This is a genomic window from Streptomyces hygroscopicus subsp. hygroscopicus, assembly GCF_001553455.1.
Lineage (GTDB): Bacteria > Actinomycetota > Actinomycetes > Streptomycetales > Streptomycetaceae > Streptomyces > Streptomyces hygroscopicus.
On sequence record NZ_BBOX01000117.1, the window covers coordinates 1 to 22,726 of the forward strand.

General features: G+C 71.3%; 17 protein-coding genes and 1 tRNA gene. 10 read left to right on the forward strand and 8 right to left on the reverse strand.

Annotation, left to right across the window (positions count from 1 at the left end):
• Window positions 1–95: 95 nt before the first annotated feature.
• On the reverse strand, window positions 96–1,598 hold the full coding sequence (rpsA, locus tag AXW62_RS13285; RefSeq protein ID WP_030840855.1) for a 30S ribosomal protein S1: 1,503 nt from the start codon (window positions 1,596–1,598) through the stop codon (window positions 96–98).
• 369 nt (window positions 1,599–1,967) lie between these two features.
• Here rpsA and AXW62_RS13290 point away from each other — a divergent pair, with 369 nt between their 5' ends.
• Both AXW62_RS13290 and hrpB read left to right on the forward strand, forming a co-directional pair.
• Window positions 1,968–2,822 carry a class I SAM-dependent methyltransferase gene (locus AXW62_RS13290; RefSeq protein WP_060944707.1) on the forward strand — a complete coding sequence of 285 codons (855 nt, stop codon included), beginning with the start codon at window positions 1,968–1,970 and terminating at the stop codon, window positions 2,820–2,822.
• A gap of 10 nt (window positions 2,823–2,832) precedes the next feature.
• Window positions 2,833–5,430 (forward strand): ATP-dependent helicase HrpB, encoded by a 2,598-nt coding sequence (gene hrpB / locus AXW62_RS13295; RefSeq protein WP_060944708.1) that lies wholly within the window; start codon window positions 2,833–2,835, stop codon window positions 5,428–5,430.
• A gap of 20 nt (window positions 5,431–5,450) precedes the next feature.
• Here the strand turns inward: hrpB and AXW62_RS13300 are convergent, their stop codons facing one another.
• From AXW62_RS13300 to polA, 6 genes are all read right to left on the reverse strand, one after another.
• Window positions 5,451–5,801, reverse strand: coding sequence for a hypothetical protein (locus AXW62_RS13300; RefSeq protein WP_242437909.1), 351 nt, complete (start codon window positions 5,799–5,801; stop codon window positions 5,451–5,453).
• A 23-nt stretch (window positions 5,802–5,824) separates the two neighbouring features.
• Window positions 5,825–6,043, reverse strand: coding sequence for a hypothetical protein (locus tag AXW62_RS13305; protein WP_037648080.1), 219 nt, complete (start codon window positions 6,041–6,043; stop codon window positions 5,825–5,827).
• A 46-nt stretch (window positions 6,044–6,089) separates the two neighbouring features.
• The gene (gene pgfA / locus AXW62_RS13310) at window positions 6,090–7,094 is read right to left on the reverse strand and encodes a cell envelope lipid trafficking protein PgfA (RefSeq protein ID WP_060944709.1); all 1,005 of its coding nucleotides are present in this window, start codon (window positions 7,092–7,094) and stop codon (window positions 6,090–6,092) included.
• 16 nt (window positions 7,095–7,110) lie between these two features.
• Window positions 7,111–7,245, reverse strand: a complete 135-nt coding sequence (locus AXW62_RS42770; RefSeq protein ID WP_106416842.1) for an SPW_0924 family protein — start codon at window positions 7,243–7,245, stop codon at window positions 7,111–7,113.
• 183 nt (window positions 7,246–7,428) lie between these two features.
• Window positions 7,429–9,189, reverse strand: coding sequence for a lytic transglycosylase domain-containing protein (locus AXW62_RS13315; protein ID WP_060944710.1), 1,761 nt, complete (start codon window positions 9,187–9,189; stop codon window positions 7,429–7,431).
• 113 nt (window positions 9,190–9,302) lie between these two features.
• Window positions 9,303–12,041, reverse strand: a complete 2,739-nt coding sequence (polA, locus tag AXW62_RS13320; RefSeq protein ID WP_060944711.1) for a DNA polymerase I — start codon at window positions 12,039–12,041, stop codon at window positions 9,303–9,305.
• A gap of 149 nt (window positions 12,042–12,190) precedes the next feature.
• On the opposite strand from polA, the gene AXW62_RS13325 reads away from it, so the two are divergent.
• From AXW62_RS13325 to AXW62_RS13355, 7 genes are all read left to right on the forward strand, one after another.
• Window positions 12,191–14,494: an FdhF/YdeP family oxidoreductase gene (locus AXW62_RS13325; RefSeq protein ID WP_060944712.1), complete on the forward strand. Its 2,304-nt coding sequence runs from the start codon at window positions 12,191–12,193 to the stop codon at window positions 14,492–14,494.
• Between the two features lie 64 nt (window positions 14,495–14,558).
• Window positions 14,559–15,074: a hotdog fold thioesterase gene (locus tag AXW62_RS13330; RefSeq protein ID WP_060944713.1), complete on the forward strand. Its 516-nt coding sequence runs from the start codon at window positions 14,559–14,561 to the stop codon at window positions 15,072–15,074.
• A 989-nt stretch (window positions 15,075–16,063) separates the two neighbouring features.
• Window positions 16,064–17,272 (forward strand): branched-chain amino acid ABC transporter substrate-binding protein, encoded by a 1,209-nt coding sequence (locus AXW62_RS13335; protein ID WP_370682905.1) that lies wholly within the window; start codon window positions 16,064–16,066, stop codon window positions 17,270–17,272.
• A 103-nt stretch (window positions 17,273–17,375) separates the two neighbouring features.
• A complete protein-coding gene (locus AXW62_RS13340) occupies window positions 17,376–18,308 on the forward strand; it encodes a branched-chain amino acid ABC transporter permease (RefSeq protein WP_060944715.1) in 933 nt (310 codons plus the stop codon).
• Window positions 18,309–18,320: 12 nt separating this feature from the next.
• Window positions 18,321–20,099 carry a branched-chain amino acid ABC transporter permease gene (locus AXW62_RS13345; protein WP_060944716.1) on the forward strand — a complete coding sequence of 593 codons (1,779 nt, stop codon included), beginning with the start codon at window positions 18,321–18,323 and terminating at the stop codon, window positions 20,097–20,099.
• Window positions 20,096–21,094: an ABC transporter ATP-binding protein gene (locus AXW62_RS13350; RefSeq protein WP_060944717.1), complete on the forward strand. Its 999-nt coding sequence runs from the start codon at window positions 20,096–20,098 to the stop codon at window positions 21,092–21,094. Before AXW62_RS13345 ends, AXW62_RS13350 begins: the two co-directional genes overlap by 4 nt.
• On the forward strand, window positions 21,091–21,807 hold the full coding sequence (locus tag AXW62_RS13355) for an ABC transporter ATP-binding protein (RefSeq protein ID WP_030840810.1): 717 nt from the start codon (window positions 21,091–21,093) through the stop codon (window positions 21,805–21,807). The genes AXW62_RS13350 and AXW62_RS13355 overlap by 4 nt, the downstream gene beginning before the upstream one ends.
• An 83-nt stretch (window positions 21,808–21,890) precedes the next feature.
• Here AXW62_RS13355 and AXW62_RS13360 read toward each other — a convergent pair whose 3' ends face one another.
• Window positions 21,891–22,529 (reverse strand): ANTAR domain-containing response regulator, encoded by a 639-nt coding sequence (locus AXW62_RS13360; RefSeq protein WP_060944718.1) that lies wholly within the window; start codon window positions 22,527–22,529, stop codon window positions 21,891–21,893.
• A gap of 98 nt (window positions 22,530–22,627) precedes the next feature.
• On the opposite strand from AXW62_RS13360, the gene AXW62_RS13365 reads away from it, so the two are divergent.
• Window positions 22,628–22,701: transfer RNA gene (locus tag AXW62_RS13365), tRNA-Leu, on the forward strand.
• Window positions 22,702–22,726 lie beyond the last annotated feature (25 nt).

The following is a 22,726-nucleotide window of genomic DNA, read 5'->3' on the forward strand; positions in this document are numbered from 1 at the left end:
TGCGTAAGGCCCGCTCCCCAAGGGAGCGGGCCTTACCGATTCAGCTGGTGCCGACTAGCGGCACCGATTCAGCTGGTGCCGCTAGCGGCCGGTGATCAGCTCTGGCCGCCGGCCAGCTTCTCGCGCAGCGCGGCCAGCGCCTCGTCCGAGGCCAGGGCGCCGGAGTTGTCGGCCGACTCCGAGGAGTACGAACCGCCACCGGACGCCTGCCCGCCCTGCGACGGGGCGGCGCCGCCCGACTCGGCAGCGGCCTGCTCGTCGGCCTCGCGGGACTTGATGACCTGCGCCTGGTGCTGCTCGAAGCGCTGCTGCGCCTCGGCGTACTGGCGCTCCCACTCCTCGCGCTGCTTCTCGTAGCCCTCGAGCCAGTCGTTGGCCTCGGGGTCGAAGCCCTCGGGGTAGATGTAGTTGCCCTGGTCGTCGTAGGACGCGGCCATGCCGTACAGGGTCGGGTCGAACTCGACCGCGGACGGGTCGGCACCGAAGGACTCGTTGGCCTGCTTCAGCGAGAGGCTGATGCGGCGGCGCTCGAGGTCGATGTCGATGACCTTGACGAAGATCTCGTCGTTGACCTGGACGACCTGCTCCGGGATCTCCACGTGGCGCTCGGCCAGCTCGGAGATGTGGACCAGGCCCTCGATGCCCTCGTCCACGCGGACGAACGCACCGAACGGCACCAGCTTGGTGACCTTACCCGGGACGACCTGACCGATCTGGTGGGTCCGGGCGAACTGCTGCCACGGGTCTTCCTGGGTCGCCTTGAGCGACAGGGAGACGCGCTCGCGGTCCATGTCGACGTCCAGGACCTCGACCGTGACCTCCTGGCCGACCTCGACGACCTCGGACGGGTGGTCGATGTGCTTCCAGGACAGCTCGGAGACGTGGACGAGACCGTCCACGCCGCCCAGGTCCACGAACGCGCCGAAGTTGACGATGGAGGAGACGACGCCGGAGCGCACCTGGCCCTTCTGCAGGGTGGTGAGGAAGGTCTGGCGGACCTCGCTCTGGGTCTGCTCCAGCCAGGCGCGGCGGGACAGGACCACGTTGTTGCGGTTCTTGTCGAGCTCGATGATCTTCGCCTCGAGCTCCTTGCCCACGTAGGGCTGAAGGTCGCGGACGCGGCGCATCTCGACCAGGGAGGCGGGGAGGAAGCCGCGGAGGCCGATGTCGAGGATGAGACCACCCTTGACGACCTCGATGACGGTACCGGTGACGATCCCGTCCTCTTCCTTGATCTTCTCGATGGTGCCCCAGGCGCGCTCGTACTGGGCGCGCTTCTTCGAGAGGATCAGGCGGCCTTCCTTGTCCTCCTTCTGGAGAACGAGGGCCTCGATCTCGTCGCCGACGGCCACGACCTCGTTGGGGTCGACGTCGTGCTTGATCGACAGTTCCCGGGAGGGGATGACGCCTTCGGTCTTGTAACCAATGTCGAGCAGGACCTCGTCCCGGTCGACCTTCACGATGACGCCGTCGACGATGTCGCCGTCGTTGAAGTACTTGATCGTCTCGTCGATCGCGGCGAGGAAGGCTTCCTCGGAACCGATGTCGTTTACCGCCACCTGCGGGGTGGTGCGGGTTGCCTCGGTGCTGCTCGTCATGTGGAAAAGGGCTCCGGTACGGACATGAAGTCGTAGGTACTGCTACGCCAAGGACCCTTATCGCACTGCCGAAGCCGGACAGCCAAGGAGGCGTTCAGTCTTTCCGATTTCCGAGTGATCGAAAAGGTTAAGCGCCTCGACAACCGAGGGGACATACAACAGATGCGAGTGCGGCCTGCTCCGTCCGAGGCGCACAGGCCCGCAGCGCAACTTGTAGCATACGGGGGCAGCCGGGCAGGGTCAATGCACGAAGAGCACACGCGGGGATTAACGCCCCAAACCCGGCAATTTGCATGGTCCGTACTGCGGCGCGGCCCTTACCGTGCCCCGCAGCCACAGGTCGATACAGAGAGTACGACGACGCGCGCAATGGTCCAAGAACACGAGCCCAGCACCACGGGCGAGGCCGCCGAGCCGACGGCCACCCGCCGGATCGCCGACGACACCGAGAGCAGCCGGGCCAGCCGGGGGTGGTGGGACCGCAACGCGGACGAGTACCAGGAGGAGCACGGCGCCTTCCTGGGCGACGACCGGTTCGTATGGGGCCCGGAGGGGCTGGACGAGGCGGAGGCCGGGCTGCTGGGTCCGGCGGAGGCGCTCAAGGGGCGCGATGTGCTGGAGGTGGGCGCGGGCGCCGCGCAGTGCGCCCGCTGGCTGGCCGCCCAGGGGGCGCGGCCGGTGGCGCTGGACCTGTCCTACCGGCAGCTGCGGCACGCGCGGCGGATCGACGCGGAGGCCGCCGCCTCCGGCGGGCCGGGGGTCGCGCTGGTGCAGGCCGACGCCACGGCCCTGCCCTTCCGGGACGGCTCCTTCGACCTGGCCTGCTCGGCGTACGGGGCGGTGCCGTTCGTGGCCGAGCCGGTGCGGGTGATGCGCGAGGTGCGCCGGGTGCTGCGGCCCGGCGGGCGCTGGGTCTTCGCGGTGACGCATCCGATCCGCTGGGCGTTCCCCGACGAACCGGGGCCCGAGGGGCTGTCCGTCGCCGCCTCCTACTTCGACCGCACGCCCTATGTGGAACAGGACGAGTCGGGCCGGGCCGTCTACGTGGAGCACCACCGGACGCTGGGCGACCGGGTGCGGGACGTGGTGGCCGGGGGCTTCCGCCTGGTCGATCTGGTCGAACCGGAATGGCCCGCGTGGAACCACCAGGAGTGGGGCGGCTGGTCCCCGCTGCGGGGGAGCCTCATCCCGGGCACGGCGATCTTCGTATGCGAGCGGGACTGAGGCACCGGCCGTGACCATCCCCACCGACCGGCGCACCGGGGCCCTCGACCGCCTGCCCGTGCGGGAAGCCGTGCCCGAGCTGCTGCGCGCGCTCGACGACCGCAGGGTCGCCGTGCTGTGCGCGCCCCCGGGGACCGGTAAGACGACGCTGGTGCCCCTGGTGCTCGCCGGGCTGGTGGGCGGCGGCCCGGTGCGCCGGGTGCTGGTCGCCGAGCCCCGGCGGATCGCGGCGCGGGCCGCCGCGCGGCGGATGGCGTGGCTGCTGGGCGAGCGGACGGGCGAACGGGTCGGCTTCACCGTGCGCGGCGAGCGGCAGGCCGGGCGCGGGACCCTGGTCGAGGTGGTCACGACCGGTGTGCTGGTGCAGCGGCTCCACCGCGACCAGGAGCTGACCGGCGTGGACGTGGTCGTCCTCGACGAATGCCATGAGCGCCATCTGGACGCCGACACCGCCGCCGCCTTCCTGCTGGACGTCCGGGCCGCGCTGCGCCCCGACCTCCGGCTGGTCGCCGCCTCGGCGACGACGGACGCGGAGGGCTGGGCGCGGCTGCTGGGCGACGGCGGGCCGGACGGCGGCAAGGCCCCCGGGGAGCCCGCGCCGGTCGTCTCGGCACCCGGTGTGTCCCATCCGGTGGAGGTGGTGTGGGCGCCGCCCGAGCGCCCGGTGCAGCCGCCGCACGGGATGCGGGTGGACCCCGCCCTGCTGGACCACGTCGCGGCCGTGGTGCGGCGGGCGCTGCGCGAGCGGGAGGGCGATGTGCTGTGCTTCCTGCCGGGCGTCGGGGAGATCGCCCGGGTGGCCGGGAAGCTGGGCGGGCTCGCCGGGGCGGAGGTCCTGCAAGTGCACGGGCGGGCGCCCGCCGCCATACAGGAGGCGGTGCTCGCGGGCGCGGAGGGCGGACGGCGGCGGGTGGTGCTGGCCACCTCGGTCGCCGAGTCGAGCCTGACCGTGCCGGGGGTGAGGGTCGTCGTGGACTGCGGGCTGGCGCGGGAGCCCCGGATGGACCACGCACGCGGCCTGAGCGCGCTGACGACCGTCAGGGCGTCACGGGCCGCGGCCCGGCAGCGCGCGGGCCGTGCGGGGCGCGAGGCGCCCGGGGTGGTCTACCGCTGCTGGCCGGAGGCGGAGGACACCCGGCTGCCGCGTTTCCCGTCCCCGGAGATCGCCGGTGCGGATCTCACGGCCTTCGCGCTGCAGGCGGCCTGCTGGGGCGATCCGGACGCCTCGGGTCTGGCCCTGCTCGATCCGCCGCCGGCCGGGGCGATGGCGGCGGCGCGCGAGACGCTGACCGCGATCGGCGCCGTGGACGCCGCCGGCCGCGCCACCGAACGCGGCGCCCGGATGGCCCGTCTCGGCCTCCACCCCCGCCTCGCGCGGGCGCTCATCGACGGCGCGGAGGAGGTCGGCGCGCGCCGGGCGGCCGAGGTGGTGGCCCTGCTGAGCGAGGAGCCCCCGAGGGAGTACGGCGACGACCTGGCCGCCGCCTGGCGTACCGCCCGCCGGGGCGGCGACCCCTACGCCGCCCGCTGGCGCCAGGAGGCCCGGCGGCTGGAACAGGCCCTGACCGCCACCTGGACCGCGAGGGGGACCGCGCGTCCGGACGGCCGGCCGGGTGGCGGCGGGCCGGCGCGCGGCGATGACGCGGTGGCCGGGCTGGTGGCTGCGCTGGCGTTTCCGGAGCGGGTGGCCCGGCGGCGGGGCGAGCGGGCGTATCTCATGGCCGCCGGGACGGGCGCGGAGCTGGGCGACGGCTCCCGGCTGGGCGGAGCGCCGTGGCTCGCGGTGGCCGTCGCGGACCGGCCGGTGGCCTCCGCGTCGGCGCGGGTGCGGCTCGCGGCCGTGACCGACGAGTACACCGCGCGGACCGCGGCCGCGGCGCTGGCGTCGGACGGCGCGGAGGTCCGCTGGGCCGACGGGGACGTGCTGGCGCGCCGGGTGACCCGGCTCGGCGCGATCGAGCTGGTGTCCCGTCCGCTGACCGACCCCGCTCCGGAGGCGGTGCGGCAGGCGCTGCTGGAGGGGCTGCGCCGCGAGGGGACGGGGCTGCTGCGCTGGTCGGCGCGGGCCACGGCGGTACGGCAGCGGATGGCCTTCCTCCACCGCGCATTGGGCGGGGCGTGGCCGGATGTCTCCGAGGCGGCGCTGCTGGAGCGCCTGGACGACTGGCTCGGGGCGGAGCTGGCGCGGGCCCGTGGACGTGCCGATCTGGAGCGGGTGGACGCCGGAGCGGCGCTGGCCCGGCTGCTGCCGTGGGCCACGGGCGAGGCGGCGCGGTTCGAGGAGCTGGCGCCGGAGCGGATCGAGGTGCCGAGCGGCTCGCGGGTGCGGGTGGACTACGGCGGGGACCGGCCCGTGCTGGCGGTGAAGCTGCAGGAGTTGTTCGGCTGGCAGGAGGCGCCCCGGATCGCGGGCGGGCGGGTGCCGCTGCTGGTGCATCTGCTGTCCCCGGCGGGGCGTCCGGCGGCGGTGACCGCCGATCTGGCGTCGTTCTGGAAGGACGGCTACCACTCCGTGCGGGCCGAGCTGCGCGGCCGGTACCCCAGGCATCCGTGGCCGGAGGACCCGACGACGGCCGAGCCGACCCGGCGGACCAGCGCCCGCCGCTGAGCCCTGGGCCGCCGTGCCGCTCAGTCGGCCCAGTCGCGCAGCCGGCGGGCGGTTTCGCCCAGCCGGAACCCGCTGATCTCCCGTATGTCGCGGACCAGCTCCACCATGCCGCCCGGCGGAGGCGTGATCGGCTCTCCGGACTCCTCCATGTACATCTGCGCGCAGGCCGCGCCGATCGTGGCGTTGTAGTCGGAGAACGGCTCGAGGATCAGCGATGTGTGCAGAAAGGTCGCGGCGCGGGCCGCCGCCTCCTCGTAATAGGGCTCGCCCGCGAACCGCTCGTAGCGGTGGCGCTCGGTCATGCAGTGCAGCGCGCCCCAGTCCCGGACCGGGGTGTTCACCGGGGAGACCTCGACCTGAACGTTCAGCACCCAGCCGGCGTCGACATACAGGATCACCGCATGCCGTGCGGGAACTCCCGCTCGAACTCGGCCTTGTACTCCAGCGCGAACCTCACCGCGCCCTCGACGAAGCGCTGCTTCTGACGCCGCCGCACCACGTCCTCGGTCAGTATGTCGTGCGCCAGCCGCCCGACCTCGACGCCCTTCTCCCTCGCCTCGGCACGCAGCTCGGCCAGCTCCTGCTCGGTGAACTCAATCGTGATGCCAGGCATGCGCGGCATGCTAGCCACGCCCCCGCCCTGATCACTACAGGCTTCGTCACCGCGGGCGAATCCCGGGGACGGGTGTTGACGCCAGGGCCGGTACGGACCGTTGGTGACGTGCCGCGCGACCGCGGGCCTCCAGCAGCAGGGCGAGCGCGAACAGCGCCGTCCCCAGGGCCAGGAAGCCCCCGGGCAGCCAGGTGGTGAGCAGAAGGACCAGCCGGCGCTGGGACGTCACCAGGTCCACCGTGTGCCGGACGTAGTCCTCGCGCATCTTCACATGGCCGGAGAAGACGGTCACCCGGCCGCGGTCGCCCAGCAGCGTGCCGCCGCGCAGCTCCTCCCGGTGAATCTCCTGTCCGTTGACCGGTGCCCCCGTGGTGGGCTCGACCCAGAACATCCGCTTGGTGCTGTACCAGCGGGAGGTGCCGGCCTTGCGGACGGTCTCGGGGGTGACGCCGTCCACCGGCATGGTCTTGGGCAGCGGCACCCTGGTCCAGGGGATGGTCTGCTCGAAGTAGTAGACCTTGAGACCGCGGAAGGTCCGGGTGCCCTTGTAGTGGATGGGGGCGGAGGTGCGGGTCTGGGCGTCGAAGTAGCGGTAGTCGCGCTTCTCGGTGAGGAACGGCCATTTGTACTCGATGCCCTCGCGGCGCACCGCGTCCCCGTCGACGTGTTCGCCGCCCGCGTGCACCGGGTCCTGGGAGTGGGCGTCGAAGACATAGCGCTCGGGGATCTTGGAGACCATCGCGCCGTCGGGCCCCGCGACGTAGGACAGGGCGTCCCAGACGACGACGTCGCGCCCGGTCGCCTTGCCGACCTTCTCGGCGGCCGCCACATTGCCGCGCAGGGTCTGCACGATGCTGACCTTGGAGACGGTGCGGGGCTTCATGGTGCCGTAGTCGAGCAGGGTGGCCGGGCGGGCCTCCAGGACCGCCGTCTGGTACTCGCTGGGCGGGATCTTGGCCAGCCGGGGATAGCCGTACCAGCGCAGCAGCGGCGCGAGGGCGGCGAAGAAGACGGCGAAGGCCAGCAGTACCAGGCTTGCTCTGCGGCGCATGGCGGTCGTCCCTCCCTCAGGGGTGCTCGGGGACGGTGGTGAGCAGGGGCTTCGGGGAGGTCTCCCCGCTGGGGGCGCCGATGGCCGTCACCGCGAGGACGAGGGCGAGGGCGGCGGCGAGTCCGATCGCGGCGGCGGCGAGGGCGCGCATACGGGGCCTCCTCGAGGGTCCGGCAGCAGGCGCTGCCTGACGCGTCGTCAGGGAGGGGGCACCGTAGCAACGGGGGCCGCAGATGAGAACACGAAGGCGGGAAAGCGCCGCACCGCCCCCGGGCCCGGTGGGGGCTCAGGGGCGGTGCGGGGGAGCTGCCGGTGGTGCGGAGGGGCGCGCGCTTTACGAGGCGTCGGCCTGGGTGACCGTCAGCTCGACGTCCAGGACCGCGCCGCCCTCCGTGGTGAGACGGAGCAGGAAGGTGCCGGCCTGGTCACCGGTGCGGATCTCCGGCAGCGTGAGCTGTCCGGAGGCGTCGGTCTTCAGGGCGGTCAGGGCGCGGACCGGCTTGCCCGCACCGTCCAGGAAGTAGGGCCCCTTGTCGGCCGGGTCGGGGTGCTCGGCCGAGGTGATCATGGTGGCGGTGACCGGCACACCCGCCGTGGCCTTGCCCTTGTTGGTGGCCGTGACGGTGAGCGGGCCGGCGAACGAGCCGCCGGCCGGGGCCGTGAGCTCCTTGTCGTCGAGCCGGGCCAGCGCGTCGGCCTGCGGCACCGGACGGGCCTTGACGGTCGCGGCGAACTCGACCGGGGCGACCTCCTGCCCCACGGCGGTGGCGCGCACGGTGAAGGCGCCGGTCTTCTCCCCCGCGTGCAGCTTCGGCGCGGTGGCGGTGCCATCGGCGCCGGTCGGCACGGTGGCGGACCTGACGAGGCCGATGAAGCGCGCGCCGGTCTCGCCGAGGATCTCGTACCTCACCCGCACGCCGGCCACCGGCTTGCCCGCCGCGTCCACCGCCTTGACCCGCGGCGACCGGGCGAAGTGGGTGCCCGCGGTGGCGGACAGCTCCCTGGCGCCGACGGCGGTGAGCTTGCCGGGGCCGCTCGGGGTGCCGGGCGGCGGGGTGGTCGGGGGCTTCGGGGTCGGGGAGCCGGGGGTCTCGTCGCCGGAGCCGGGCTTGGGGGTCGGGGTGGGGGTGGAGTTGCCGTTCTCGTCGCTGGGCTTGGGCAGGGTGTGGGCGTTCTCCTCCTTGCCCTTCCCCTGGTCCTTGCCCTTTCCGCCGTCCTTGCCCGAGCCCTTGTTCCCCGAGCCCGAGCCGCCGCCGGAGCCGCCGTTCGCGGGCAGCACACCGGCGCCGTCGGGGACCTCATGGGTGCCGCGCTTGTAGTACTCGAACCACGACAGGACGGTGTTCAGATACTCCTGCGAGTGGTTGTAGCCGAGGATCGCGCGGTCCAGATGGGCCTTGACGGACAGGTCGCGGCCGCCCGCGCAGAGGTAGCTGCCGGCGGCGAGGGCCGCGTCGTAGATGTTGTTCGGGTCCTTCTTGCCGTCGCCGTTGCCGTCCCGGCCCCAGCTGGCCCAGGTGGACGGGATGAACTGCATCGGGCCCACGGCCCGGTCATGGGCGCTGTCGCCGTCGTAGGCGCCGCCGTCGGTGTCCTTGATCAGGGCGAAGCCGTTGCCGTCGAGGACCGGGCCGAGGATGGGCGAGACGGTGGTGCCGCCCGCGTCCACATTGCCGCCGCGGGCCTGGCCGGACTCGACCTTGCCGATCGCGGCGAGCAGCTGCCAGGGCAGGTTGCAGCCGGGGTTGGACTCCCGCAGGGCCGCTTCGGCCTTCTTGTAGGCGGCCAGGACGCTGGCGGGTATGCCCGCCTCGGGCTTGATGCTGCTGCCCCCGGGGAGCCCGGGCAGATCGGTCGAGGAGCCCGGCTTGTCGGGGGTCACCAGCGGTGGCAGATCGGTGTGGTACGACGAACCGCCGTCGATGGGGGTGTCGTCCGGCGCCGGCTCCCCGGCCCGCTGCTCCTGGTTCCGGTCACCGTGGTCGGTACTGACGACCCCGGGCGCCTGAGACGCGGTGAGGGCGGCCATCGCGGCTGCCGCCACCGCCGTCGTGGCCGCCCCCTTGCGCAGTCGCCGGCTGATAAACGGTGCCATCCGTGTGCCCCTCCCGTAGAAACCCCTCGCGCTCCCCCGCGCGTCAACTCTGGTGACACTACGACAGCTTATGGCCCGCAGCCACCGGTGCGAACACCGCGTCAGTGGATCTCTCAGTGAGCCGCCGACTCCCAGTCGGCACCGGATCCAACCGAAACGTCCAGCGGGGCGCTCAGCCGGAAGGCGCCCACCATCTCACGGCGCACCAGCTCCTCGACCCGCTCCCGCTCGCCGGGGGCGATCTCCAGCACGATTTCGTCGTGCACCTGGAGCAGCATCCGCGAGGCGAGCTTCTCCTTGGTCAGCGCGGCGTCGACCTTCAGCATCGCGATCTTGACGATGTCGGCGGCGGTGCCCTGGATCGGGGCGTTGAGCGCCATCCGCTCGGCCATCTCGCGGCGCTGGCGGTTGTCGCTGGTGAGGTCCGGCAGATAGCGGCGGCGGCCGAGCATGGTCTCCGTGTAGCCGGTGGCGCGCGCCTCCTCGACGACCCGCTGCAGATAGTCGCGCACCCCGCCGAAGCGCTGGAAGAAGTTCTCCATCAGCTTGCGGGCCTCGTCGGGGCTGATGCCCAGCTGCTGGGAGAGGCCGAACGCCGAAAGGCCGTACGCCAGCCCGTAGGACATGGCCTTGATCTTGCGGCGCATCTCCGGGTCGACCGCCGACGTGTCGACGCCGAAGACCTGGGAGGCGACCGTGGTGTGCAGGTCCTCCCCGGAGGTGAACGCCTCGATCAGGCCCTCGTCCTCGGAGAGATGGGCCATCACGCGCAGCTCGATCTGGCTGTAGTCGGCGGTCATCAGCGACTCGAAGCCGTCGCCGACGACGAAACCGCGCCGGATCGCCCGGCCCTCGTCCGTGCGCACCGGGATGTTCTGCAGATTGGGGTCGGTGGAGGAGAGCCGGCCGGTGGCCGCCACGGTCTGGTTGAAGGTGGTGTGGATGCGCCCGCCGGGGGCGATGGTCTTGATCAGGCCCTCGACGGTGGAGCGCAGCCGGGCCTGCTCGCGGTGGCGCAGCATGATCACCGGGAGTTCGTGGTCGGTCTGCCCGGCCAGCCAGGCCAGCGCGTCGGCGTCCGTGGTGTACCCGGTCTTGGTCTTCTTGGTCTTGGGCAGGCCCAGCTCGCCGAAGAGCACCTCCTGGAGCTGCTTGGGCGAGCCCAGATTGAACTCATGGCCCACCGCGGCGTGCGCCTCCTTCACGGCGTGCTGCACGGCGGCGGCGAACTGCTGCTCCATGCGCTCCAGCCAGGCGCGGTCGGCGGCGATGCCCGACCGCTCCATCCGCGCCAGCAGCTCGGAGACGGGCAGCTCCATGTCGTGCAGCAGCCCGGCAGCGCCCACGTCCTTCAGCCGGCCGCCGAACGCCTCGCCCAGGTCCAGAATCGTCCGCGCCTTGATCATCAGGGCGTCCCGCTCGGCCTCCTCATCGGCGCCGAAGGCCAGCTGTCCGCCCTCCGCGGCCGCCGCCGGGGACAGCTCACGGCCCAGGTACTCCACCGACAGGGCGTCCAGCTCGAAGGAGCGGCGGCCGGGCTTGACCAGATAGGCGGCGAGGGCGGTGTCCATGCTGACGCCCGCGACGGACCAGCCGTGCTCGGCGAAGACCCGCATGATGCCCTTGGCGTCGTGCAGCACCTTGGGGCGGTCCGGGTCCGCGATCCACTCGGCGAACGCCCGCTCGTCGGCCTCGTCCAGCTGCGAGGGGTCGAAGCACACGGCCGGGCCGGAGCCGGTGGCCAGCGCGATCTCGCTGACGCTGCCGCTGCCCAGCGCCCAGGTGTCGACGGTGGCCAGGCCCAGCGGCGCGCCCCGGTGGCTCTCCAGCCAGGGGGCCAGCTCGCCCGCGCCCAGCGCCACCCCGTCCACCGCGACGCCCGGCTCCGCGGCCGCCGGCTCGTCCGCCGCCGCGCCCGGGTCGACAGCCATGATCCGGTCGCGGAAGTTCTGGTGGCGGAACTCCAGCGCGTCCAGGATCACCGCGAGCGCCTCGCGGTTGTACGGGGCACGCTCAAGCCCCTCCGGACCGGCGGTGAGCTCCACGTCCCGCACCAGCTCGGTCAGCTGGCGGTTGAGCTTGACGGACTCCAGGTGGTCGCGGAGCTTCTCGCCGACCTTCCCCTTCACCTCGTCGACCCGCTCCACCAGCTCCTGGAAGGAACCGAACTGGTTGATCCACTTCGCCGCGGTCTTCTCGCCGACGCCCGGGATACCGGGGAGGTTGTCCGACGGGTCGCCGCGCAGGGCCGCGAAGTCGGGGTACTGGCGCGGGGTGAGACCGTACTTCTCCTGCACCTTCTCGGGGGTGAACCGGGTCAGCTCGGAGACGCCCTTGGTGGGGTAGAGCACCGTGACATGGTCGCTGACCAGCTGGAACGAATCCCGGTCACCGGTGACGATCAGCACCTCGAAGCCCTGCTCCTCGGCCTGGGTGGCGAGGGTGGCGATCACGTCGTCGGCCTCGAAGCCGTCCACCGCGAAACGCGTGATGTTCATGGCGTCGAGCAGCTCGCCGATCAGCTCGACCTGGCCCTTGAACTCGTCAGGGGTCTTGGAGCGATTCGCCTTGTACTCCGTGAACTGCTCGGAGCGCCAGGTCTTGCGCGAGACGTCGAACGCCACGGCCAGGTGCGTGGGCCGCTCGTCACGGAGCGTGTTCGCCAGCATCGAGGTGAAGCCGTAGATCGCGTTGGTGGTCTGGCCGGTGGTCGTGCTGAAGTTCTCCGCCGGCAACGCGAAGAACGCCCGGTATGCCAGGGAATGTCCGTCCAGCAGGAGCAGGCGCGGACGGTCCTCCCCCGTGCGGTCGGGCGCGGGCGCTGCGGTCTTCTTCGATGCTTTCTCTGCCACGCCCCCGATCCTGCCACGCCCCACCGACAAAGCCGCCCGCCCCGGCCACCGGACCGGGCCGCCACCCCGGCCGTCGGCGACCCGTGACAGGATCGGACCCATAGGTCCACGCACAGGTCCCGTCACGCTCGAACACGAGGGAGAGCGACATGGCAGCCAAGCCGCCCACAGGAGACCCGGTCCAGGACGCACCCGAGGTCTCGCCCCCGCGCCACGCCGCCGCCGGGCTGCCGGCCGTGGGGCACTCGCTGCGCATCGCCCAGCAGCAGATGGGGGTACGCCGCACCGCGCTCACCCTGCTGCGCGTCAACCAGAAGGACGGCTTCGACTGCCCCGGCTGCGCCTGGCCCGAGCCGGACAAGCGCCACACGGCCGAGTTCTGCGAGAACGGGGCGAAGGCCGTCGCCGAGGAGGCCACCCTCCGCCGGGTCACCCCCGCCTTCTTCGCCGCCCACCCGGTGGCCGACCTCGCCACCCGCAGCGGCTACTGGCTCGGCCAGCAGGGCCGGCTGACCCAGCCCATGTATCTGGCCGAGGGCGCCGAGACGTACGAGCCGGTGCCCTGGGACCGGGCCTTCGACATCATCGCCGACGAGCTGACCGCGCTCGACTCCCCCGACGAGGCGGTCTTCTACACCTCGGGCCGCACCAGCAACGAGGCGGCCTTCCTCTACCAGCTCTTCGCCCGCGAATTCGGCACCAACAACCTGCCCGACTGCTCCAACATGTGCCATGAGTCCTCCGGCTCGGCGCTCACCGAAACCCTCGGCGTCGGCAAGGGCAGCGTGCTGCTGGAGGACCTCCACAAGGCCGACCTGATCATCGTGGCCGGGCAGAACCCCGGCACCAACCACCCGCGCATGCTCTCCGCCCTGGAGAAGGCCAAGGCCAACGGCGCGAAGATCATCTCCATCAACCCGCTGCCCGAGGCCGGGCTGGAACGGTTCAAGAACCCGCAGCACGCACGCGGCCTCGCCGGCGGCGGCACCGCGCTCACCGACCTCTTCCTCCAGATCCGGCTCGGCGGCGACCAGGCCCTCTTCCGCATCCTCAACAAGCTGATCCTGGAAGCGGCCGACGCCCCCGGAGCCGGAAAGGGCGTCATCGACGGGGAGTTCATCCGCGCGCACACCCACGGCTTCGAGGAGTTCGCCGCCGCGGCCCGCGCCGCCGACTGGGACGAGACACTGCGCGCCACCGGCCTCGACCGCGCCGACATCGACCGCGCGCTGCGCATGGTGCTCGCCTCCAAGCGCACCATCGTGTGCTGGGCGATGGGCCTGACCCAGCACAAGCACTCGGTGCCCACCATCCGGGAGATCGTCAACTTCCTGCTGCTGCGCGGCAACGTGGGCCGCCCCGGCGCCGGCGTCTGCCCGGTGCGCGGCCACAGCAACGTGCAGGGCGACCGCACCATGGGCATCTTCGAGCGCCCCGCCCCGGCCTTCCTCGACGCCCTGGAGAAGGAGTTCGGCTTCGCACCGCCCCGAGAGCACGGCCTCGACGTCGTCCGGGCCATCCGGGCCCTGCGCGACGGCCGGGCCAAGGTCTTCTTCGCCATGGGCGGCAACTTCGTATCGGCCTCCCCCGACACCGAGGTCACCGAAGCCGCGATGCGCGCCGCACGGCTGACCGTCCACGTCTCCACCAAGCTCAACCGCTCCCACGTGGTCACCGGCGCACGGGCGCTGATCCTGCCCACCCTCGGCCGCACCGAGCGCGACCTGCAGGACGGCGGCCCGCAGTTCGTCACCGTCGAGGACTCCATGGGCATGGTGCACGCCTCCCGCGGGCGCCTGGAGCCCGCGAGCACCCAGCTGCTCTCCGAACCGGCCATCGTCTGCCGGCTCGCCCGCCGGGTGCTGGGCCCCGAAAGCCGCACCCCCTGGGAGGAGTTCGAGAAGGACTACGCGACGATCCGCGACCGCATCGCCGCCGTCGTCCCCGGCTTCGAGGACTTCAACGCCCGGGTCAGCGACCCGTCCGGGTTCGCCCTGCCGCACGCCCCGCGCGACAGCCGCAGCTTCCCGACCACCACCGGCAAGGCCAACTTCACGGCGGCCCCCGTCGAATACCCCAAGGCCCCCGAGGGGCGGCTGCTGCTCCAGACCCTCCGCTCCCACGACCAGTACAACACCACGATCTACGGCCTGGACGACCGCTACCGCGGCATCCGAGGCGGCCGCCGGGTGGTGCTGGTGCACCCGGAGGACGCCCGTGCGCTCGGGCTCGCCGACGGCGACTACGCCGACCTGGTCAGCGAGTGGACGGACGGCACCGAGCGGCGCGCCACCGGCTTCCGCGTGGTCCACTACCCGACGGCACGCGGCTGCGCCGCCTCGTACTACCCGGAGACCAACGTCCTGGTGCCGCTGGACGCCACCGCCGACACCAGCAACACCCCGGCGAGCAAATCCGTGGTGGTCCGCCTGGAACACACACCCCCGGCCTAAGCGTTTGCTCAGTCGCCTGATAGTAAGAAGGGGCCACCACCAGCAACCGAACGGAGCCGGTCCGATGGGCGAGCAGACCAGCGTGAAGTTCCCGCAAGAGGTCATCGACGAGTACGCGGCGCTCGGCGTGGACCTTCCCGCCCTGTTCTCCGCCGGGCACCTCGGCACCCGCATGGGCGTGCAGATCCTCGAAGCCTCCGCCGAGCGCGTCGTGGGCACCATGCCCGTGGAGGGCAACACCCAGCCGTACGGACTGCTGCACGGCGGCGCCTCCGCCGTGCTGGCCGAAACCCTCGGCTCGGTCGGCTCGATGCTCCACGGCGGCAGCCGGCGGATCGCGGTCGGCGTGGACCTCAACTGCACCCACCACCGCGGCGTCCGCTCCGGCCTGGTCACCGGCGTCGCCACCCCCGCCCACCGGGGCCGCTCCACCGCCACCTACGAGATCGTCATCACCGATGAGCAGGACCGGCGGGTGTGCACCGCCCGCCTCACCTGCCTGCTGCGCGAGGTCGACGAGGCCGGCCGCGCCCAGACGGTCGCCGAGGTCACCCAGGCCGAGGAACACGCCGAAGCCTGACCCCCGGGGTGCCGGACGCCCCCGGGCGGGCATCCGGCGCCCGGCTCCCACCCGCCCGATGCGCCCCGGGTGCACCGGCGGCCCCCGCGAGCGCCCCTCTGCGGGCAGCCGCCCCGGCGAGCGCCCCTCTGAGGGCAGCCGCCCCCGGCGAGCACCCCTCCCGGGCGAGCGCCCGCCCCAGCCGCCCGCCCGCGAGCACCCTCCCCCGGCAGCCGCCCGCCAGCACCCGCCCCAGACGACCGCACCGGCGAGCAACCCCCTCCCCAGGGGATCACCCGCGAGCGCCCCTCCCCCGGGCGATCCGCCCAAGACCGGGGCCATGGAACCCGGCCCGATGGGGCCGACCGGAGGTCAACGGCACACCACCCGCCCGGCGTTGCCCGGCAGTCGTACAGCCGGCCCCCGGGGGGGTGACCGCCTTCGCCGCCTTCGCCTCCTTCGCCGCCTTCCTCGGGCGCACCCCGCCGGACCGGCCACGGGCGCGGTGCGCCCACCGGGTTCCGCGCGGTCGTGGCGGGTGGCCCGACCCGCACCGGACCGGCGTCGACGGTTGTAACACTGCGTAATCCTGACGCAATATAAGGTCGCGTTTTCAGCGCACGGAACGCCTCCGAACTCGATCTTTTCGCGTTCCTCCGCACCCGGTGCTCCGCACTTCGCTCGCCAGTTCCTCACACTCCTTAGCGGAACTGCACCTTCTCAGCATCCGGACCTGACAGTTGGTCCCGATGTGCCCCCTTCGTCCTTTCCGTTCCGCTACACGGACAGCCCGAAGTGACGCGCGTCATAACAAGACAGTCACATCATCGTCTGGACCTCTGCCCCCGGTCGCGCCCCACGCCTAGAGTCACAGCCAGTCACGACCCCGTGGGGTGTACGCCGCACCCGCACGGCCATTCCAGGTTCATCCGGCGAGGACACGGCACCCCACAACGCCGGGTGCCGAGCCAGGGAAAGGATTCCTCGTGCGACACCGTTCCTTGCTCATCATGACGACCGCGATCACTGCGGGAGCCCTCACCCTCAGCGCCTGCGGGTCGCGGGACAGCAAAGACGACAGTGGCGGCAAGGACGGCAAGACGACCGTGGTCATCGGTGTCGACGCCCCGCTCACCGGCTCGCTGTCCGCTCTCGGCCAGGGCATCAAGAACTCCGTCGACCTCGCGGCGAAAATAGCCAACAAGAACAACGAGGTCGAAGGCGTCACCTTCAAGGTCAAACCCTTCGACGACCAGGCCGTGCCCTCCTCCGGCAAGGCGAACGCCACCTCGATGGTCGACGACGAGGAGATCCTCGGCGCGGTCGGCCCGCTCAACTCGGGCGTCGCCCAGTCCATGCAGGGCGTCTTCAACAGAGCCGACCTCGCCCAGGTCTCCCCCGCCAACACCAACCCGGCCCTCAGCCAGGGCGACGACTGGGCCTCGGGCAAGAGATCCCGCCCCTTCAAGACCTACTTCCGCACCGCGACCACCGACATCATCCAGGGCCGGTTCGCCGCGCAGTACTACTACAAGGACGCCAAGAAGCGGAAGGTCTTCGTCGTCGACGACAAGCAGGCGTACGGAAACGGTCTCGCCACCATCTTCGCCGAGGAGTTCAAGCGGCTCGGCGGCAAGGTCGTCGGCCGCGACCACCTCACCGTCAAGGAGACCGACTTCTCCGGCATCGCCAACAAGGTCAAGTCCAGCGGCGCCGACTCCGTCTACTTCGGCGGCCAGTACCCGGAGGGCGGCCTCCTCTCCGACCAGGTCAAGCAGGCCGGCGCCCAGGTCCCGATCATGGGCGGCGACGGCATCTACGACCCCGCCTTCATCAAGGCCTCGGGCACCAGCAACGACGGCGACCTCGCCACCTCCGTCGGCTACCCGGTCGAACAGCTCGACTCCGCCAAGACGTTCGTGAAGAACTACGCGGACCAGCACTACGACGACCCGTACGCGGCCTACGGCGGCTACTCCTACGACGCCGCCTGGGCCATCATCCAGGCCGTCAAGGCCGTCGTCGAGGACAACGGCGGCAAGCTCCCGGACGACCCCCGCGCCAAGATCACCGAAGCGCTCGGCAAGGTCTCCTTCGACGGCGTCACCGGCAAGGTCTCCTTCGACCGGTACGGCGACACCACCAACAAGCAGCTGACCGTCTACAAGGTCACCAAGGGCGCCTGGAAGTCCGTGAAGAGCGAGACCTTCAAGGACTGACCCCGCCGGCAGCGACCCGCACACCCAGAACGAATCCGCGCGAGGGCGTACACCATCGCCCTCGCGCGGCGTCATATCCGACACGCTCATCGGAGGCCCTGCGGTGCACGAACTGCCGCAAACGCTGGTCAACGGCCTGACCCTCGGCGCCCTCTACGGCTTGATCGCCATCGGGTACACCATGGTCTACGGCATCGTCCAGCTCATCAACTTCGCCCACGGCGAGATCTTCATGATCGGGGGCTTCGGCGCCCTCACCATCTACCTCTGGCTGCCCAGCGGCACCGCACTCTCCCTCGCCCTGCCCCTGATGCTCATCGGCGGCATCACCGCCTCGGTCGCCATCGCCACCGCGGCGGAACGCTTCGCCTACCGGCCCCTGCGCGGCGGCCCCCGGCTCGCCCCCCTGATCACCGCGATCGGTCTGTCCATCGCCCTGCAACAGGCCGTCTGGGCCTTCTACCCGGACGCCAAGAAACCCCGCAGCTTCCCGCAGTTCGACGGCTCGTCGTTCGAGATCCTCAGCAATCTCCACATCCAGCGCGGCGACGCCTTCCTCCTCATAGCCGCCCCGCTGTGCATGCTCGCCCTCGGCCTGTTCGTCTCCAAAAGCCGCGCCGGCCGCGCCATGCAGGCCACCGCGCAGGACCCCGACACCGCCAAACTCATGGGCATCAACACCGACCGCATCATCATGATGGCCTTCGCCATCGGCGGTGCGTTCGCCGCCGTCGCCGCCCTCTCCCACGGGCTCAAATACGGCCAGATCAACTTCGAGATGGGCTTCATCGCCGGCCTCAAGGCATTCACCGCCGCCGTGCTCGGCGGCATCGGCAACATCTACGGCGCCATGCTCGGCGGCGTCGTCCTCGGCATCGTCGAGGCCCTGGCCATCAAGTACATCCAGGACATCCCCGGGATGGACCAGCTCGGCGGCGGCGCCTGGAAGGACGTATGGGCCTTCACCCTGCTCATCGTCGTCCTGCTGGTCAGACCACAGGGCCTGCTCGGCGAACGCGTAGCGGACCGGGCGTGAGGGAGTGAACCGATGACCACCGACAAGACCCAGCCCACCCCCGCCCACGAGGCCGAGACCGGCACCGCACACACGACCGAGGCCGGCACCACCGCCCCGCGCACCACCTGGCTCCGCGCCCTCACCGCCGCCGGCGGCGTCGCCGCCGTCGCCTCCACCTTCCTCGCCTGGACCTGGACCGCCGAATTCCCCGGCGACCTGACCGTCTACGGCTACCCCGGCGGACTCCAGCTCCTCACCCTCGTCCTCGGCATCGTCACCGCCGTCTTCGCCCTGGCCGCCCTCGGCCTGAAGGGCCTGCGCTGGCTCACCCCCAGCGGCTCCACCCAGGCCCTGCGGCTGCTGGCCCTCGGCACCTTCGCCGTCACCTGGTTCACCGTCATCGCCATCGCCGTGGACCTCGGCGGCATGGTCAACCTGGAACCCGGCGGCTGGATCGCCGCCCTGGTCACCGCCGCCCCGGTGGCCACCACCTTCCTGCTCCCGGACGACACCCGCCCCCTGTGCCGCCCCAAGCAGCTCCCCTCCTGGGCCGAGATCCTGATCATCGCCGCGGTCTTCGCCACCGGCCTCTACGTGGTCAACTACGGCATCCAGACCGACGCCGACCACCCCGAGCCGTTCCTCGGCTACCTCATCGCCGTCGGCTTCACCGCCGTCGCGCTCGTCAAGGCCGGACTCGTCAGCCGGATCAGCGAACTCACCACCGCCTACCGCTCCACCACCCTGGTCGCGGCACTGATCACCGCCATCGTCTTCCCGTTCTTCCAGGACAAGTCCAGCTTCACCGAACTCGGCGTCAACATCGCCATCTTCGCGACCGTGGCCCTCGGCCTGAACATCGTCGTCGGCCTCGCCGGTCTCCTGGACCTCGGCTACGTCGCCTTCCTCGGCGTCGGCGCCTACACCGCCGCCCTCGTCTCCGGGGCCGCCGCCTCGACCATCGACGTCAAGTTCCCCTTCTGGGCCGCCGTGATCATCGGCGGCGTGGTCTCGCTGATCTTCGGCGTCGTCATCGGCGCCCCCACCCTGCGACTGCGCGGCGACTACCTGGCCATCGTCACCCTCGGCTTCGGAGAGATCTTCCGTCTCGCCATGCTGAACCTCGACGGCACCTCCGGCCCCTCCGTCACCAACGGCCCCGACGGCATCCCCAACATCCCCCCGCTGGAGATCTTCGGGTTCAACTTCAACGACGACCACAGCTTCGCCGGACTCACCCTCGACTCCAACGGCAACTACTACCTGCTGATGCTGCTGGTCACCATCCTCGTCGTACTCATCTTCAGCCGCGCGGGCAACTCCCGCATCGGCCGCGCCTGGGTCGCCATCCGCGAGGACGAGACCGCCGCCACCGCCATGGGCATCAACGGATTCCGGGTCAAGCTCATCGCCTTCGCCCTCGGCGCCACCCTCGCCGGAGTCGCCGGCGCCGTATGGGCCCACTTCCAGTCCACCGTCGTCCCCGAGCAGTACGTCTTCGCCGGCCCCGTACCGCCCAACTCCACCTTCCTGGTCGCCGCCGTCATCCTCGGCGGCATGGGCACCATCGGCGGCCCGCTGCTCGGCGCCACCCTGCTCTACCTGATCCCCAAGAAGCTGGAATTCCTCCAGGACTACCAGCTCCTCGCCTTCGGCATCGCGCTCATCCTGCTGATGCGCTTCCGCCCCGAAGGGATCGTCCCCAACCGGCGGCAGCAGCTCGAGTACCACGAGACCGGCCAGCTCGACGTCCCCGGCGCGACCGGGCTCAAGGACGGAGCCGTCGGCGTCACCAAGGCGGAGGCATGACAGAAATGACCACCACCACGACCTCCCCCGTGCTCACCGCCACCGGCGTCACCATGCGCTTCGGCGGACTCACGGCCGTACGCTCCGTCGACCTCGACGTCCACCCCGGCGAGATCGTCGGCCTCATCGGACCCAACGGCGCGGGCAAGACCACCTTCTTCAACTGCCTCACCGGTCTCTACGTCCCCACCGAAGGCAACGTCGCCTACCAGGGCACCGTCCTGCCGCCCAAACCCCACCTCGTCACCCAGGCGGGCATCGCCCGCACCTTCCAGAACATCCGGCTCTTCGCCAACATGACCGTCCTCGAAAACGTCCTCGTCGGCCGCCACACCCGCACCAAGGAGGGGCTGTGGTCCGCCCTCCTGCGCGGCCCCGGCTTCAAACGCGCCGAGGCCGCCTCCAAGGCCCGCGCCATGGAACTGCTGGAATTCACCGGCCTCGCCGACAAGGCCGACCACCTCTCCCGCAACCTCGCCTACGGCGAACAGCGCAAGCTGGAGATCGCACGCGCCCTCGCCAGCGACCCCGGGCTGCTGCTCCTGGACGAGCCCACCGCCGGAATGAACCCCCAGGAGACCCGCGCCACCGAGGAACTGGTCTTCGCCATCCGGGACATGGGCACCGCCGTGCTCGTCATCGAGCACGACATGCGCTTCATCTTCAACCTCTGCGACCGGGTCGCCGTGCTCGTCCAGGGCCAGAAGCTCATCGAAGGCACCTCGGACGTCGTCCAGAGCGACGAACGCGTCATCGCCGCCTACCTCGGCACCCCCTTCGAGGGCGCACCGGGCGCGGAGGAGGCCGCCGAGGTCACGGCCGCGGAGGCCGGAGCCGCGAAGGCCGGGCCAACGGATGGCGGAGCCACGGACAGCGGGTCCACGGAAGCCGGGGCCACGGATGGCGGACCCGCGAATCCCGGGGCCGCGAATCCCGGGGCCGCGCGGAACGAGGCCCAGCGGGGCACCACAGCACGTACGGAGGACGGACAGTGACCGCACTGCTCGAGGTCGAGGACCTGCGGGTCGCCTACGGCAAGATCGAGGCCGTCAAGGGCATCTCGTTCAGCGTCGAGGCCGGCCAGGTCGTCACCCTCATCGGCACCAACGGCGCGGGCAAGACGACCACGCTGCGCACCCTGTCCGGCCTCCTCCAGCCGCTCGGCGGGGAGATCCGCTTCGACGGCACACCGCTGAAGGGCGTCCCGGCGCACAAGATCGTCGCCCTCGGGCTGGCCCACTCGCCCGAGGGGCGGCACATCTTCCCACGGCTGTCGATCGCCGAGAACCTCCAGCTCGGGGCGTTCCTCCGGAAGGACGCGGCCGGCATAGCCGCCGACATCCAACGCGCCTACGACCTCTTCCCCATCCTCGGCGAACGCCGCGGCCAGGCGGCCGGCACCCTCTCCGGCGGCGAGCAGCAGATGCTCGCCATGGGGCGGGCACTGATGTCCCGCCCCAAGCTGCTGATGCTGGACGAGCCCTCGATGGGCCTCTCGCCGATCATGATGCAGAAGATCATGCACACCATCGCCGAACTCAAGGCCCAGGGCACCACGATCCTGCTGGTCGAGCAGAACGCGCAGGCGGCCCTGTCCCTGGCCGACCAGGGCCATGTGATGGAGATCGGCAAGATCGTGCTGTCGGGGACGGGGGAAGCGCTGCTGCACGACGAGTCGGTGCGCAAGGCGTATCTCGGCGAGGACTGAGCCGGTTCTCCGCGAGGACAAGGAAGGGCCCGCACCGCCGGACGTCGGCGGTGCGGGCCCTTCCTTGTTCCTCTTGTTGTTCCTTACTGCTCCTTGGCGGCCTTCTTCTCCGCCGCGTCCTCGATCACGGCCTCGGCCACCTGCTGCATCGACATCCGGCGGTCCATCGAGGTCTTCTGGATCCAGCGGAAGGCGGCGGGCTCGGTCAGCCCGTACTGCGTCTGCAGGATGCTCTTGGCCCGGTCCACGAGCTTGCGGGTCTCCAGCCGCTGGGAGAGGTCGGCGACCTCCTGCTCCAGCGTCTTCAGCTCGGTGAAGCGGGAGACGGCCATCTCGATGGCCGGAACCACATCGCTCTTGCTGAACGGCTTCACCAGATACGCCATCGCCCCGGCGTCCCGGGCCCGTTCGACCAGCTCGCGCTGGGAGAAGGCGGTCAGCATCAGAACGGGGGCGATACGGTCGCCCGCGATCCGCTCGGCGGCCGAGATGCCGTCGAGGACCGGCATCTTCACATCGAGGATGACGAGGTCGGGGCGGTGCTCCTGGGCGAGCGCGACGGCCGTCTCACCATCGCCCGCCTCGCCGACGACGGAGTACCCCTCCTCCTCGAGCATCTCCTTCAGGTCGAGGCGGATGAGGGCCTCGTCCTCGGCGATGACGACGCGGGTTGTCTGCGGTGGGACGTGCGACTGCGCGTCGGGGGCGTCAGCGGTGCTCACTGTGCTCCTCGTCTTCCTGGCAGGTGGGCCACCACGAGCCTACCCATCTCCTGTATGGTTGGAGCACGGAGGGGGCACCGCCGCCTTCGATTCGTAAGGCCCCGGTACTCCAACGGTTAGAGAGACGGTGCTCAAACCACCGACAGTGTGGGTTCGAATCCCACTCGGGGCACCTTTTCCTTCATTCCCAAGGTCAC